Source organism: Rhizobium sp. NZLR1 (assembly GCF_017357385.1).
Lineage (GTDB): Bacteria > Pseudomonadota > Alphaproteobacteria > Rhizobiales > Rhizobiaceae > Rhizobium.
Map to the genome: position 1 here is coordinate 2,968,084 of NZ_CP071632.1, position 15,341 is coordinate 2,983,424.

General features: G+C 62.2%; 14 protein-coding genes. 7 read left to right on the forward strand and 7 right to left on the reverse strand.

Annotated elements, in window-relative coordinates:
• Nucleotides 1-176 precede the first annotated feature (176 nt).
• The 4 genes from J3O30_RS14820 to J3O30_RS14835 all read right to left on the reverse strand — a co-directional run bounded on the left by J3O30_RS14820 (nucleotide 177) and on the right by J3O30_RS14835 (nucleotide 5,329).
• Entirely contained in the window at nucleotides 177-2,144 is a 1,968-nt protein-coding gene (locus tag J3O30_RS14820; protein WP_207581046.1) for a TetM/TetW/TetO/TetS family tetracycline resistance ribosomal protection protein, read from the reverse strand.
• 417 nt (nucleotides 2,145-2,561) lie between these two features.
• A complete protein-coding gene (locus tag J3O30_RS14825) occupies nucleotides 2,562-3,827 on the reverse strand; it encodes an NAD(P)/FAD-dependent oxidoreductase (RefSeq protein ID WP_207581047.1) in 1,266 nt (421 codons plus the stop codon).
• 287 nt (nucleotides 3,828-4,114) lie between these two features.
• Nucleotides 4,115-4,639: a BA14K family protein gene (locus tag J3O30_RS14830; RefSeq protein ID WP_207581048.1), complete on the reverse strand. Its 525-nt coding sequence runs from the start codon at nucleotides 4,637-4,639 to the stop codon at nucleotides 4,115-4,117.
• Nucleotides 4,640-4,864: 225 nt separating this feature from the next.
• Nucleotides 4,865-5,329 (reverse strand): Lrp/AsnC family transcriptional regulator, encoded by a 465-nt coding sequence (locus J3O30_RS14835; protein WP_207581049.1) that lies wholly within the window; start codon nucleotides 5,327-5,329, stop codon nucleotides 4,865-4,867.
• 156 nt (nucleotides 5,330-5,485) lie between these two features.
• Here J3O30_RS14835 and J3O30_RS14840 point away from each other — a divergent pair, with 156 nt between their 5' ends.
• From J3O30_RS14840 to J3O30_RS33185, 5 genes are all read left to right on the forward strand, one after another.
• Nucleotides 5,486-6,220 carry an aspartate/glutamate racemase family protein gene (locus tag J3O30_RS14840; RefSeq protein ID WP_207581050.1) on the forward strand — a complete coding sequence of 245 codons (735 nt, stop codon included), beginning with the start codon at nucleotides 5,486-5,488 and terminating at the stop codon, nucleotides 6,218-6,220.
• Between the two features lie 261 nt (nucleotides 6,221-6,481).
• Nucleotides 6,482-7,399, forward strand: coding sequence for a bifunctional helix-turn-helix transcriptional regulator/GNAT family N-acetyltransferase (locus J3O30_RS14845; RefSeq protein WP_207581051.1), 918 nt, complete (start codon nucleotides 6,482-6,484; stop codon nucleotides 7,397-7,399).
• Between the two features lie 59 nt (nucleotides 7,400-7,458).
• Nucleotides 7,459-8,082, forward strand: coding sequence for a TetR/AcrR family transcriptional regulator (locus J3O30_RS14850; protein WP_207581052.1), 624 nt, complete (start codon nucleotides 7,459-7,461; stop codon nucleotides 8,080-8,082).
• Between the two features lie 104 nt (nucleotides 8,083-8,186).
• Entirely contained in the window at nucleotides 8,187-9,410 is a 1,224-nt protein-coding gene (locus J3O30_RS14855; protein ID WP_207581053.1) for an MFS transporter, read from the forward strand.
• Nucleotides 9,411-9,575: 165 nt separating this feature from the next.
• Nucleotides 9,576-9,758 carry a DUF6429 family protein gene (locus J3O30_RS33185; protein ID WP_246762763.1) on the forward strand — a complete coding sequence of 61 codons (183 nt, stop codon included), beginning with the start codon at nucleotides 9,576-9,578 and terminating at the stop codon, nucleotides 9,756-9,758.
• Nucleotides 9,759-9,795: 37 nt separating this feature from the next.
• Here the strand turns inward: J3O30_RS33185 and J3O30_RS14860 are convergent, their stop codons facing one another.
• Nucleotides 9,796-10,212 carry a helix-turn-helix domain-containing protein gene (locus J3O30_RS14860; protein ID WP_207581054.1) on the reverse strand — a complete coding sequence of 139 codons (417 nt, stop codon included), beginning with the start codon at nucleotides 10,210-10,212 and terminating at the stop codon, nucleotides 9,796-9,798.
• 123 nt (nucleotides 10,213-10,335) lie between these two features.
• On the opposite strand from J3O30_RS14860, the gene J3O30_RS14865 reads away from it, so the two are divergent.
• Nucleotides 10,336-11,244 (forward strand): SDR family oxidoreductase, encoded by a 909-nt coding sequence (locus J3O30_RS14865; RefSeq protein WP_207581055.1) that lies wholly within the window; start codon nucleotides 10,336-10,338, stop codon nucleotides 11,242-11,244.
• 114 nt (nucleotides 11,245-11,358) lie between these two features.
• Here the strand turns inward: J3O30_RS14865 and J3O30_RS14870 are convergent, their stop codons facing one another.
• Nucleotides 11,359-13,191 (reverse strand): WG repeat-containing protein, encoded by a 1,833-nt coding sequence (locus tag J3O30_RS14870; protein ID WP_246762675.1) that lies wholly within the window; start codon nucleotides 13,189-13,191, stop codon nucleotides 11,359-11,361.
• Between the two features lie 175 nt (nucleotides 13,192-13,366).
• Nucleotides 13,367-14,119 carry a pyridoxine 5'-phosphate synthase gene (locus tag J3O30_RS14875; protein WP_207581056.1) on the reverse strand — a complete coding sequence of 251 codons (753 nt, stop codon included), beginning with the start codon at nucleotides 14,117-14,119 and terminating at the stop codon, nucleotides 13,367-13,369.
• A 453-nt stretch (nucleotides 14,120-14,572) separates the two neighbouring features.
• Between J3O30_RS14875 and J3O30_RS14880 the strand changes: the two genes are divergently transcribed.
• A complete protein-coding gene (locus J3O30_RS14880) occupies nucleotides 14,573-15,265 on the forward strand; it encodes a MerR family transcriptional regulator (RefSeq protein WP_207581057.1) in 693 nt (230 codons plus the stop codon).
• Nucleotides 15,266-15,341 lie beyond the last annotated feature (76 nt).

A 15,341-nucleotide genomic window follows, 5' to 3' on the forward strand; every position in this document is an offset into this window, starting at 1 on the left:
GCGGCATCCTCAGCCGCCCTCATGCCGAGGTGCGATCCGCAGGATCCCCTCGAAGCACCCCCGCAAACGCCGCTCCGTGGCTCGCCAGAGCGCCCGCCCCGTGCTTCGAGGCTCCGGCCTTCGGCCTGCGCACCTCAGCATGAGGCTCTCTTGGACTTTTGGGCTCTCAGGCAAGCTCAACCGTCTCGCGACACGCTCTCGGCACGGCCCAGCAAACGCAGCAGATATTCGACGGGGTTGAATGGATCAGGCCCCGAGCGCCGGCGCAGGCGTGGCGGCCCGGCCATAGGGTTATAGTGTTCGAAAGCGGTTTCCATCGTCCCTGCCCCGCTCGTCAGGCCCGGCAATTGCTGCTGGACGCTTTGAACCATCTGAGACGCCAGAGTGCCTTCGAGCCGCGCCACGCCATCGGCGATCACCGAATCCGACGTCGCCGCAGCGGATTTCGCCAGCAAAGTGAGCACGCTGCTCAGGCTCTCGACAGGCGCTTCCAAGTGAAAGCGGTTGAAAGGCTCGCAGACGACCGTTTGCGCAGCCGAGAGCGCCGTTGCCAGCACCCAGGGCGTCAATTGCCGGAAATCGGCGGCGGTGCTTGCGGGCGAACTGTGCCGCGCCGCCGTCATCGCCACATGACAATCGATGACCTGCCAGCCGAAAATGCCCTGTTTCAGCGTCTCGAACACGGTTTCCTCGACCGCCCGGTAAAAGGCAACGGGCATCTGCCCGACCTCCACCTCCAGCGCGAAGCTGTTGCCTGCGCCGGCAGGACGCGGCTCGACGCGCAGGCCGATGGTGGCGAGAAACGGATTCGGCTCCTTGAAGAGGATCTGCAGGCCGGCCCCGGTGCCGGCGGGTCTCTCGACCAAGATGGGCGTACTTTCCTCGAAACCCGCATCGAGGCCGAAATCCGTCAGCAGCGTCGATTGGATAACCTCCTTCTGCACCTCGCCATAGAGCGACACGAAGACTTCATTCGTCTCCTCGGTCCTGCGCAGATTGATCAGCGGATCCTGCTCGGCCATCTGGTTCAGTGCCAGCCAAAGTGCCGCGCTGTCCGAGGGCCGCCGGGCAAGCACGCGAGTTTCGAGCGTCGGCGGAGCGAAGTACGCCCGCCCGCCCGAGGCCGGATCGCTGCCCACCGCATCGCCGATCCGGGCGCCGGCAAGGCCGCCGACGCGGGCGATCTGGCCGGCGCAGAAGCGCGCGGCGCCATGGCTGCGGCCGGCCTCGAACACATGGATTGCGGTCACCCGATCCTCGCCCCTGGGCAGATCCAGATATTGCCGCAGCCGCACGGTGCCCGAAGTCAGGTAGAGATAGGCGAGCTTTTCGCCGCCCCAGCCGCGCTCGATCTTGAAGATCTTGCCGGCGACCGGCCCGTCCGGATCAAGCCGCCGCCCGGGCAACAGCGTCGCGATGGCCGAGCTTAGCGCCGGCAGGCCGGCGCCGGTCATGGCCGCTCCTGCGAAGACGGGATTCACCAGGCCCCTTGCCACCTGATCGGCCAGGCTGCGCCTGAGCCTTTCCGTGGTCAGTCGTTCGGGGGCGAGCACATAGTCATCGAGCAGCGCCTGGTCGTTCTCGCCGAGCGCCTCGCAGAGCGCCGAAAAAAGCGGCTCGTCTCCCGGCGCCAGAGCCTCCACCCGGGCAAGCTTGCTGCCGGCGTCGATGACGGAAGACATGGCGATGGGACGCACCGCCAGTTGCGCGGCAAGCGCTTCCATCACGTCCGGATACCGCGCGCCGAGGCGATCGACCTTGTTGATGAAGAAGACGAAGGGCACGCCAAGTCGCCGCAGCGCCCGCACCAGCACACGCGTCTGCGCCTGCACGCCCTCGACCGCCGAAACGACGACGACCGCGGCATCCAGTAACCCAAGCACCCGCTCGACCTCGGCGATGAAATCGGGGTGGCCGGGTGTGTCGATCAGATTGACGGTCCTGTCGCCGATCGTAAACGACACAACCGCGGCCCTGATCGTTATGCCGCGTTGCCGTTCGAGTTCGAGCGTGTCCGTCTGTGTATTGCCTGTATCGACGCTGCCGAGCTTGTCGATGACCCCGGCGTCAAAAAGCAGTCTTTCGGTAAGACTAGTCTTGCCCGCATCCACATGGGCGAGGATGCCCAGATTCAAAGTGCGCATGAACCACCAACTTCTCAGAATTTCGGATGTGATTTTCGTGAGAAGTGAGTCGGCGCATTGGAACCTCTATTCGCTGATCGCGACGGCTGGATGCGGAGCGCCCGGTGGTTGGGCGACGCGGGTGGAATGCTAAGGGCGCGTGGGCAGATGTGTCAAGCCTGGGTGTATCCCTGCGCGTGGCGCGGCGCCAAGCACACCGATCAGCCCTCATGGTGAGGGGGCCCAGAGGGCCGTCTCGAACCACGAGGGCGGGTGACTATGCGGGAGCGTGCTGCGGGCCGAATCGCTGGTGACGCGCCGGTGGCCGGCCCCGTCCTTCGAGGCCCCTCCGGGGCACCTCAGATGAGGCCGGAGAGAGGGCGCATTCCGAGATGCACTTTAGGCAATCCGCAGGATCGCCATACACACCGCCGAGTCCTACCCCTCCTCCCGCATCGTCTCCCGCTGCGTAATCAGCCGGGCGCTGTGCTGGCCGCTGAGATAGATCCATAGCCAGCTCCAGGCGACGGAGAAGCGCGAGCGGGTGCCGATCAGGAAGTAGATGTGGGCAAGGCCCCAGATCCACCAGGCGATCCAGCCCTTCAGCTTGATGCGGCCGAAATCGATAATCGCCGCACTCTGGCCGATCGTCGCCAGGCTGCCCTGATGCCGGTAGCGGAAGGATGCGGGCGCCGGCTTGCCGGACAGGCGGGCGCGGATGACCTTGGCGACGTAGCCGCCCTGCTGCTTGGCCGCCGGTGCGATGCCCGGCACCGGCTTGCCATCCTCGCGCATGACCGATGCCGTGTCGCCGATGACGAAGACATCGGACAGACCCGGTGCGCTCAAGTCCTTTTCGACGACGACGCGCCCTGCCCGGTCGGCGGCAACGCCGAGCCAGCGTGCCGCCGGCGAGGCGGTGACGCCGGCTGCCCAGACGATCGTCCGGCTGGCGACGAAGGTATCGCCGATCTTCACGCCGTCGGCGCTGCACTCGGTCACCGGCCTGCCGAGATGGATCTCGACGCCGAGTTTCTCCAGCACCGTCTGGGCATAGGCCGAAAGCTCCTCGGCGAAGCTCGACAGCACCCGCGGGCCGGCCTCGACCAGCACGACGCGGGTCTTGCGCGTATCGATGTTGCGGAATTCCTTCGGCAGCGTGAAATGCGCAAGCTCGGCGATGATGCCGGCAAGCTCGACGCCAGTCGGCCCGGCACCGACGATGGTGAAGGTCAGAAGCGCGTCGCGCACGGCAGGATCGCTCTCCATCTCAGCCTTCTCGAAGGCGAGCAGCACGCGCCGGCGGATCGTCGTCGCATCCTCGAGCGTCTTCAGGCCCGGCGCCAATGGCTCCCATTCGTCACGGCCGAAATAGGCATGCGTCGCCCCGGTCGCCAGCACCAGCGTATCGTAACCCAGAGTCATGCCGTTGCGGAGGGACACCGTCCTGGCGCCGCTATCGACACCGGTGACCTCGCCGAGCAACACCTTCACATCGGGCCGGTCGGCATAGAGGCGGCGGATCGGCCAGGCGATCTCCGAGGTGGAGAGAATGGTCGTCGCCACCTGGTAGAGCAGCGGTTGGAAGAGATGGTGATTTCGCCGGTCGACGAGCGTGATCCTGACGCCGGCACCTTTCAACCCGTTGACGAGCTGCAGCCCGCCGAAACCGCCGCCGACAACGACGACATGATGGTCGCTCATGACATACCCCTTTGCGCCATTTTGCACAAAGCCAATGTGGCCCTCGGCGCAATGGTTGCAACCGCCGTTTCGGCATGTCTCCCCTGCGCCGATCGCAGTCGATGGCGCTGAGATTATCGGCTACTCCTGCAATGATCCCGGCGAAGTTCCGGCGCGGAAAGCCAGTCGGGTTTTAGTTGCCCGGAGCGAGCTTCGGCTGGGTGCAAGGCAGACATGCCGTGCGAACGGGTCGCAGGACGGTCGTCGGGCCTGCAACCAGTTCACAAGCGGCATATGCGTCGTACCAATCAATAGGCACCGACGCACTGGCGACGGGGTCCGTGATAGGGCTGGAAGGTATTGTCGAACGCCCTGTACGAACGATAGCGCGCATAACACCAACTCTCGTGGCTGCTTCCCCCTCCATAATAGGCTGATGATGCATAGTTCTGATATGGCCGGCCGTAATAGCCGTAGTAGGGCCGGCGGTAGCCGTATGGCGAGCCGTAATAGCCGTAGGGCGACCCGTAGTACGAGCCGTAATAGGGCTGTGACAAGGCGCCGCCAATGATGGTGCCGACAGCGAGACCACCCAAGGCCCAGCCCCAGCCCGCTCCACTATGGTGGTGCCCCCCGTAATACCCGCCTCCGTAATGGCCGCCACCCCCGTAATGGCCGCCACCCCCGTGGCCGCCATGGCCACGCCATTGCACCTGCTCTATCTGCTGCTGTGCTTCGATCCTGGGTGGGTTGATAGCCGGAAACGCCTGAGCCGGCGTGATGCCCGGCACACCTATGATCAAGCATAACGCGGCGACGCTTAGCTTTCTCATGACTGTTCTCCTCTGCTCCTCCAAGTGGAGGAGACATCTTCCCCTCCTCCTGAACCAAAGGTGAACGCAATATGTCGAAAAATGTTCCGTCTGGAGACAAATTAATCGCTATCGCTGGTGCTGAGAATTATCGGCTCCTCGTGCAATCCGCACCTTGCCTTTTCCAGAAGGCTGTAAACGTGTCGCGCATCGTCGATCCCCAGAAGCTGAGGTTCGTTGGCGAGACTACCGGGCGTAGCCCACGGGTATCGCCATTCCATGTTTCAATTCTTCCATCGAGATCGACGCCGAAACATCGAAGAGTTCGAGCTTGCGAACGATCTGCTTGTAGATCACGTCGTAATGCTCGACGCGCGGCAGCACGATTTTCAGGATGTAATCGTGATTGCCGGTCAGCCGGTGCGCCTCGACGATCTCGGGAATGTCGGCGATGATCCGGCGGAAGGTCTCTGTCCACTCGTCGGAATGATGCGCCGTCTTGACCAGCGCAAAGACCGTCGTCGGCACGCCCATCTTTTCCCGGTCGAGCACGATGATGCGCCGGGCGATATGGCCGCTCTCTTCCAGCCGCTGGATCCGCCGCGAGCAGGCCGACACCGAAAGCGCCACGCGCTCGGCCAGATCGGTCACGGATATGCCTGCATCCTTCTGCAGCATGTCGAGAATGCGCCTGTCGCGATCGTCCAACATGTGTAAGAAATAACCCTTCCGCCCTGATTTTGCACGATCTCTCCAAATCGCGCAAAATAATAGCATGTATTGGACGTAAGGGACAAATAATGCAAACACGCCGCGCCAGAACTGCGGCATTATTTTCGAAACTCGAAGCATGAGGAGCATGAAGAGATGGAAACGATCGGCCTGATCGGCGGCATGAGTTTCGAAAGTTCGGCGGTCTATTACCGCTTCGTCAACGAGATGGTGCGCGCCCGCAGGGGCGGCCTCGCCTCGGCCGAGCTCATCCTGCATTCGGTCAATTTCGAGGAGATCGTCGCTCTTCAGAAGGCCGGCGACTGGGCTGGAGCGGCCCGCCGCCTCGGCGCAGTTGCGGAACGGCTGCAGGCTTCAGGCGCCGGCTGTATCCTCATCTGCACCAACACCATGCACCTGATCGCCGATGAAATCGCGGCAAAGGTGTCCGTGCCGCTAATCCATATCATCGACGAGACGGCGAAATCGCTGCATGCGGCCGGCCGCAAGCGTCCGCTGCTGCTTGCCACGCGCTACACGATGGAGCACGGCTTCTACGCCGACCGGATGAAGAGCCTCGGCCTAGACATCATGGTGCCCGACGCCGCCGACCGCACCATCGTGCACGACATCATCTTCAACGAACTCTGCGCCGGCAGGGTGCTCGACAGCTCGCGCGAAAAGCTGATTGATATCATCGACCGCGCCATGGATAACGGCGCCGACAGCATCATCCTCGGCTGCACCGAGATCTGCCTGATCCTCGATCCCAACCGCCTGCCACTGCCGGGCTTTGACACTACCGCGATCCATGCCCGCGCGGCGGTGGATTTCGCTCTCGGCGACGAGGAGGCGGAGACAGAAGAGGCGGAGACAGAAGAGGCGGCTTGACCGCGCCACAATTTAGTTGACTCAGTCAACTAAATGCATGAAAAATGTCTTCGTTCGGAGATCTTTTTTCAGTTTGTTGGCACAGTCGGCCACCCCTCCTTCGTCATGCTCGGGCTTGTCCCGAGCATCTGCCTCCGGTTGACAGGCAGCAAATCCTCGGCACAAGGCCGAGGATGACGCCGAGTGAAGAGCGTGCTTTGCCCCGCAGTCTGGCGAGATCTCCATCTGGAGATCTCCGTGTCTCCCTTGGAGATCACGCCCATGTCCGATTCCGCCCTCATCGAAACCGCCCGCGATTTCAACCGCTTCTACACGAACTTCCTCGGCCTGCTGAACAAGGCCTATCTTGACTCGCCCTTCACCCTGACGGATGCCCGCATTCTCTTCGAGATCGGCTCGCATGACGGCGTCAGCGCCGCAGCCATTGTCCGCGACCTGCATCTCGACCCGGCCTATCTGAGCCGCATCCTCAAGCGTTTCCGCACCGAGGGGCTGATCGAGACCAGCCCGGATCCGGCCGACCTGCGCAGCCAGATCATCAATGTCACCGACCGGGGACTCGCGCAGTTCGAGGAACTCGGCCGGCGCGCCAATGCCCAGATCGCCGCCCGTTTTGACGATCTGGCGATCGGCGAACCGCAAGCCGTCGTCTCGGCCATGCATACCATCCGCGCCCTGCTCGACCCGGCGGCCAAGCCCGCACCCGCCATCATCCGCGCCCACCGCGCCGGCGATATCGGCTGGATCGTTCAGAGCCAGGGCCGCTTCTACGCCGAGGAATATGGCTGGGACCTGCGCTTCGAGGCGCTGGTCGCCGAGGTCGCCGGCAAATTTCTCGCCAACTTCGATCCCGCCAAGGAATATTGCTGGATCGCCGAACGTGGCGGCGTCAATGTCGGCTCGGTCCTCGTCACCAATGGCGGCGACGGCATCGCCAAGCTGCGGCTGCTCTATGTCGACAAATCGGCCCGCGGCCTCGGGCTCGGCAAGCTGCTGGTCGACGAATGCATCCGCTTTTGCAGGCAGAAGGGCTACCGCGAGCTTTCGCTCTGGACCAATGACATGCTGGAGACGGCCCGCGTCATCTATATCAAGGCCGGCTTTCGGCTTGTCTCCGAGGAGAGACATCGAATGTTCGGCCCCGAAGCGAATGGCCAGACCTGGGTCCTCACCCTCTGACTTGCTTCGTCGCAAAATTTCGCTTGATTTGGAAACGATCATTTCCTAATTAGGCGAACATGAACGCAACGACCCTCGACCATCAAGAGAAGACCCGGAGCCGCGGTCGTCCGCGGGAATTCGATGCGGAGGCGGCACTCGACGCAGCCCTGCGCGTCTTTTCCGAGCGCGGCTATCATGCCGCCTCGATCAGCGAACTCACCGAGGCCATGGGGCTGGCCGCCGGAAGCGTCTACAAGGCCTTCGGCGACAAGCGCGGCATCTTCCTCGCCGCCTTCGACCGCTACCGCGCCGTGCGTCGCGGCCTGCTCGATGCCAGGCTGGCAAGTGCCGAGACCGGCCGCGACAAGCTCCATGCGCTCATCACCTTCTTTGCCGGCTCTTCGCACGGTGAAATCGGCAGGCAGGGTTGCCTCGTCGTCGGCAGCGCCAGCGATCTCGCCCTCTTCGACGAAGAGGCGGCCGAACGTGTCGCCACCGCCTTCATGACCGACGAGACGCTTCTCGCCGACCTCATCCGCCTCGGCCAGTCCGACGGCTCGATTTCGGCGCATATCGATATATCGGCGGTCGCACTTGCGCTTCTCTGCCTCACCAAGGGCATGCGCGTTATCGGCAAGACGGAACGCAGCGGCGAAGAAATGGCTGCCGCTGCCGAAGCCGCGATGAAGCTGGTGACCTGACATTTCCCCCAGGGGAATGCCAGCATTCCCCTGCGCGGCCGGAAACGGGTGGCTGCCGGCAGACCGATTTGCGATTAATCCTTTCAACCATACCGGAGTTTCTGATGAGCATTTCAGCCACCGCGCCGGATAAGGCCATTCCACGGGCGCTATCCCCCTGGCTCACCTTTCTTTTTGCCGCCGCCTGCGGGCTGGTGGCCGCCAATCTCTATTACGGCCAGCCGCTTGCCGGCTTAATCAGCGCCGAGCTCGGCTTCACGCCTGCCGCAACCGGCCTGATCGTCACGCTGACGCAGATCGGCTACGGCCTCGGCCTGCTGCTGATCGTGCCGCTCGGTGACCTCACGGAGAACCGCCGGCTTGTGCTGCTGCTGGTTGCCGTCTCCGCTGTTGCGCTGATCGGCGCGGCGCTGGCTTCAACACCCACGGCCTTCCTCGTCGCCTCACTCTGCATCGGCCTTTCATCGGTCGCCGTTCAGGTCCTGGTTCCCTTTGCCGCCAACATGGCCCCCGATGCGACACGGGGACAGGTCGTCGGCAATGTCATGAGCGGCCTGCTCTGCGGCATTATGCTGGCCCGCCCCTTCGCAAGCTTCGTCGCCGAGGCCTCGTCCTGGCATGTGGTCTATTACGTCACCGCAGCGTTGATGATCGTGCTCGCCGTCATCCTGCGCGCCAACCTGCCGGTCCGCGTGCCGAAGACGAAGCTACGCTACAGCGAGCTGCTGGCTTCCATGGGCCACTTGGCGCTGACCTCGCGCGTGCTGCAGCGCCGGGCGCTTTATCAGGCCGGTATGTTCGGCGCCTTCAGCCTGTTCTGGACGACGACGCCGCTGCTGCTCGCAAGCCCGGCCTTCGGCCTGACGCAGAACGGCATCGCCCTCTTCGCGCTCGCCGGTGCTGCCGGTGCCATCGCCTCGCCGATCGCCGGCCGGCTTGCCGATCGCGGCATGACGAAAATTGCCTCGACGCTTGCCATGCTGCTCGGAATGGCTTCCTTCCTGATCAGCCATTTCGCCGCGGACGGCTCGCTGACCGCCCTGATCCTTCTGACGGTGGCGGCGATCATGCTTGATTTCGGGGTGACGACCAATCTCGTCTGCGGCCAGCGCGCCATCTATGGCTTGAACCCGGAACATCGCAGCCGGCTAAACGGCCTCTTCATGGCCACCTTCTTTGCCGGCGGCGCGCTCGGCTCGGCGCTCGGCGGCTGGGCCTACGCGACCGGCGGTTGGACGATGACCGCCTGGATCGGCTTCGCCTTCCCGGCGCTCGCCTTCCTGTTGTTTCTGACGGAACACCGCGGCAAGCAGGAAAGCAAAATCTGAGACCGGATATCTAAAACCTTGACAGTGCCGGCTTATAAATGCGGACATCCCGGCAGCAGCCTACGCATCCGCTCACTGCTGCCGAATTTTCGTTTCTGCATGGGATGTTCCAGCATGGACATAGACGAAGACAAGATCGATGACGCTGTTCTGGCATTGCTATGACTGACGCTGCATGACGAGGACAGAGCTTGGAAAGGCTTCGACTGGGACGCAATGGACCGTCTGTATCGGAAGGGCCTGATCGCAAATCCCGCAGGCAAAGCCAAATCCGTCGTCCTGAGCGACGAAGGTTTGCGACGATCTGAGGAATTGTTCCGCGCTCTTTTTACTCGACCGCCGGAATGATCACCGTTTCCGGTTTCTAGAAACGTGACCTACCTTACTAACTATCGGCTGAATCAAAACGCGAACGGGCGGCGCGAACGGCGTCGTGGTTCGCTTCCGCCCAGTTCAACAGTTGCGACAGTGGCCGGTAGAGCGAACGGCCGAGATCCGTCATAGAATATTCGACGCTCGGCGGCTTGGTCGGGAAGACTTCGCGAGCGACATAACCGTCCCTTTGCAGATCACGCAGCGTCTGCGTCAGCATGCGCTGCGATATATCGGGAAGCATGCGCCGCAGCTCGCCGAAGCGGCGGGGCTCGGCCGCCAGCACTTCGAGCAGCAGCGTCGACCATTTGCCGCCGATCTGCTGCATCATGTCCCTGACGGGACAATTGGAAAAATCGAGGCCAGCCAGATCGATCTCGCGCCGCGCCCCCGGCATTCTGTTCTTCAGACTGACGACCGCACCGCTCATCTGCTGGTTCCCTTTTGGTAACGTAGAGCCGAAAAACTGCCTCCTTTACATCGCCGAGTCAATTCCTATTCTAGTGTTACTCTCTTTTCGAGACTACCCCCAGAACACAGAAGGAAACGACGTATGAACGAAACCATCCTTGTCACCGGCGCCGCCGGGCAGCTCGGCCAGCGTGTCATCCATCATCTCATCGAGACCTATAAGGTCGCTCCCGGCAGCATCGTGGCGGCTACGCGCAGCCCGGAAAAGCTCGCCGAACTCGAAAACAAGGGCGTCGTCACCCGCAAGGCCGATTTTGATGACGCGGCAGGCCTGGAGAAGGCTTTCGCCGGCATCGACCGGCTGCTAATCATCAGCACCGATGCGCTGGATACCCCCGGCAAGCGCCTCACCCAGCACAAGGCAGCCGTTGCCGCTGCCGCTAAGGCAGGCGTCAAGCACATCGCCTATACCTCGATGCCGGCGCCGGACGATTCGCTCGTCACCTTCGCGCCGGATCATCTCGGCAGCGAAAACGCCATCAAGGCAAGCGGCATCGCCTATACGATCATCCGCGACGCCTGGTATCACGACAATTACCTGCACGGCATGCCGCACAACCTGCAGGGCGGCAAATGGTACAGCGCCACGGGCGACGGCAAGGTCTCGACCATTTCGCGTGACGACTGCGCCCTGGCAATCGCCGCCGCCCTTGCCTCCGGCACCTCCGAGAGCGCCACCTATACGCTGACCGGCGCGCAATTGCTCACCAACCGGCAGATCGCCGCCATCGTCTCCGATGTCGCCGGCAAGCCGCTCGAGGTGGTCGACGTCAACGACGAGCAGCTCGGCCAGGGCATCCGCGGCGCCGGCCTTCCCGGTTTCGTCGCCGACATGCTGGTTTCGGCCGACGCCAACATCCGCGCCGGCAAATTCGACATCGTCACCGGAGACTTCACCAAGCTGACCGGCAAACAGCCGCAGCCGCTGAAGGATTTCTTCGTGGCGCACAAGGCTGCGTTGACGGCTTCAGGCAATGCCGGAGGCCATTGAGCTTTCCGCTCATCCCTGCGCTCGCGGCAGGGATGAGCGGACTCCGATTCTGGACACTGGATCCCTGATCACATCAGATGTGTCGCTCACCGCACCGACGCGCAGGGTCGCCCCTCAGAATTGCGAAACGAAGCCAGGCGGTTTTTCCCTGAGGTCAAGTCCGTATTCAAGCTCGGCCCGCATCCAGAGCACGCCGCTTTCATAGGGATCGTCGGACATTGTCTCAGTTCGCGCGTCGGCGACATTGCTGTCAGCCCAGTTCTTGACACACGCGACGCTCTCGCGTTTCCGCTCATTCCGATCGATTGCACACCATTCTCGTCCTTCGTCGAGCGGAACCCATGCGAGACCATCCCGGAAACAGGTGATGGCCCGATATTTCGGCTCGACGACAGTGTTCCCGGCGGCATCCTCAATGCCCCAAAGCAAGGTTCCGTTCGAATTCCTCGAGACGCGCTGTCCGCCGTCGGGTCCGCAACGCAACTTTGATCGCCGGTCTTCCAGGCGGCGCGGCTCGGAGACTTCACGTCCTGATGCGTCGATCCAAAACTTCCGCCCATCCTTCGATACCGCATAGGCACCGGAATCGGGCTGCAACTCATCGAACTGCGGAGCGAGGGCTAACACACCGTTGGCGTCCAGTATTCCCCATTTGCCCTGAACATCGACGCCGGCATAGCCACCGCTGAAACCAGATTGGCTCTGAAATGATGGTGGATCGACAAGCAGTTTACCGTCCTGCTTGAGAAACCCCCATTTTCCATTGTACCGAACCGATACGGGGAATTCGCAGGTCATGTACGTGTTGTCAAAAAGATACGAAACGGTCGGCTTTCCATCCGCTCCGACGACCTGAATAAGGTTACCGCGGTGGATGAATTTGAGACCCGAAGGACATGCCGCCCACGCCTTCCCGTCCTCCGGGTCGGGCACCAGATCCCCGGCCCGGTTGAGCCCGATCCACTGGCCGTCCACCGATACCCTGGCCACCTCACCGGAATAATCCGGCAGTCTCGCATCGTCAAACAGACGACCGCCAAGCAACCGTCCCGCCTCGTCAAGGACGCCCAATTTCTGGTCTTTGGCCACACGGTAAAACCCGTTTCGATGATCCTGGATCCTAAATTGCTGTGGGGCGAGAATAGTTTGGCCGTCCCGGCCGATCACGCCGCATTGGGTGGCGTCGGCCCGGTCACGTTGGCTGGACTGTCCTTTGTGTCCGGCCGAACCGCCATAACAGACAATTGCTCTTCCTCCACCGAGTTTGCTGGCTGTTTCGAAGCGAGGCTCGACCTTCCAGGTTCCGTCGGGAGCAAGCAATCCGTATCGTTTATCTCCCGGCTGAGCTGCCCAAACGAAAGTGCCGAATTCGAATTCTTTAATGGCCAGCTCGTCCTTCAGTATCTTTCCTGAAGGCAGATCGACGAGCAGATAGGGTCGATCGCTCCTCTCAAAAAACAGTTCCCCGAACATAAAACGCAGGAAGCCGAAAGAATCCGACGCGACCGCTTTGCCGGGACGAACGAGCGCCGCCCCGGCTCCGAATGGAATGGCACGCGCATAGTACGGCAACAGCAGAAACTTGCCCGTTCTGTCGATAATTCCTGCCTTGTCAGCGACCACCACTTCGGCGTGGCCTTTGCGAAATCCGCGGGCAAGGTCGAACGCAGGCGCGATCACCATCTCGCCACTCGAATTGATATAGCCGAATTTCCCCTCGGAGCGCACGGCGGCCAGCCCCTCCGAGAAAGGAAGCGCAACTTCGAACTTGCGATCAATCCGCGGTTCTAACGTCGCTCTGTCGATATAGCCGCAAAGAGCGTAGACGCCGCCGCACCTTTCCACCCATCTTTCCGGCCGGGGATCGGCGACGCCGGTTCCAACGGAGCAGAGCAAACTCGCCCATGCCGCCGCGACAAACATAAATTGACGTGTAGCAACGCTCACCCTAACGCCCCCGGTTGAAAGAACTAGGAGATGCTCGTGTGTTGGAAATATGGCCAATCCGCAGGTCGGAGGTCATGAGTACAGGAATCCAGCGCCTTCACCCCATGAGCACGGGAAACCTTTGCAGCGTATCAAATTAGTTGCCGCCAATACGCAAGAAGGAAACAGCCCTTCCTTAAACCGCCTGCCCGCACGCCCGGCAGAACCGCCGCACCGTCTCGGCCATGCCGTATTCCAGCGCGTCGGCGGTCAGGCCGTGGCCGATCGAAACCTCGGCAAGCTGGGGAATGCGCTTCACCAGCGCCGGCAGGTTTTCGACGGTCAGATCGTGGCCGGCATTGACGGCAAGGCCGATCGCCAGCGCCGCATCCGCCGTCCGTCCGAGCGCGTCGAGGATCGGGGCCGCCCGTTCCGGCGCGTCGTAGCAGCCGCCATAGGGACCGGTATAAAGTTCGATCCGGTCGGCGCCGACCGCCTTGGCGATATCAATGGCTTCAGCATCGCCATCGCCGTCCGCAAACAGCGACACGCGGCATCCCATCGCCTTCAGCCGCGCGACGGCATCGGTCAGAAATGCCCGGTGCTTGCGGAAATCCCAGCCGTGATCCGAGGTCGCCTGGGCGGGATCGTCGGGCACCAGCGTCACCTGCTCCGGTGCCGCCCCGGCGCAGAGTTCGAAGAACTCCTGCGTGGGATAGCCCTCGATATTAAACTCGGCCTCGGGGAATTCGTCGTCGATCAGGTTGCGAATGACCGGCAGGTCGGAAAAGCGAATGTGGCGCTGGTCGGGACGCGGATGCACCGTTAACCCGCTCGCGCCGGCTGCAAGGGCGATTCGCCCAAGCGCTTCGACGCTCGGCCAGGGCAAGTCGCGCCGGTTGCGCAGCATGGCGATGGCGTTGAGGTTCACGGAAAGCTTGGCGGGCATGGCTGATATCCATCGGTACGGGAAACGGAGGCCCTGCTTTTAAGCCAAGGGCCGCGCGATGGCCAACGAGATTCGCAGATGAATGCCATGCCGATCGCTAATAGCATCGCCGTTGGCTGGGCATTCCAGCGCCCTTGCGTACCGCAAACAGTAATTCCCGTCGCCTGTGAAGACGACCGGCCGATGCCGCAATGCAGCACATGTTTTGCTGCAGCACACCCAGAAACCCGGGCAAATCACGTCGTCGCGTTGCTATCCCATTTAAAAGAGATTACTTTTAGCACTTATAAAAAAGATCGTTCACGCATAACGTGGACATTGTATAGCGTAAACGTAGGCCGCGTACTGCTTCTTTCCCAATGACAAGAACGCCAGAGGAAAACCCCACTCGCCGCGCCTGGGAAGCAACTGGCAAATCCGCATGAGGTGCAACACTATGCCCTAGGAGGGTTCATGCCAGACGGTTCCAAACGCCTGTTTGCTGCCGCCGGTAACGCTTCGGAGGCCCGGTCAAAATACCGGTTCCTGCCTTCGGCCGCGCTGCCGCCGGATCTACCGGATGGTCCGGTGCCCATTGCCGATATGGCCAACGCATTCGGCGTTACGCACAGGACGCTGCATTTCTACGAAGAGAAGGGGTTGGTTTCGGCCAATCGCATCGGCCTGATGCGGGTCTACGGACAAGACGATGTGATGCGTATGGCGGTCATCACCGTCTGCCGTGAGACCGGAATGCCGATCGCCGTCATCCAGGAATTGATGGACGAGCTTCGCAAGGCCGAGTCGCAGGAAAGAGCCGAGGCGATGTTCCGCGAAGCGCTGCAGGTGCGCAAACGCGAGCTGACGGCCGAGATGTCGACCCTGCACCGCCAGCTCCAGCAGGTCGGCGACCTCCTGGACTATGACGCCAGTGTCGAAGAGCCGCCGTTGAACGACAACCAGGACAGCGCAAGCCTGACCCCGCAGGAGCTGCAGTGCCTGGAGCTGATGGCGGAAGGTTATTCCACCCAGCGAATCGCCCGAGCGCTCGACCTGAAACACGACGAAACCAGGGATCTCGAAGCCGGAATCATCCTGAAATTCCGCGCCAACAACCGCTTCCAGGCGATCGCCAAGGCTGTTCTGCTCGGCATCGTCCAGGCATAACCACGTGCAAGCCTGACGCACGTCGCGTGCAAGCCTAACGCACGCCGCATGCAAACTTGCACGCATCATTCTCGAC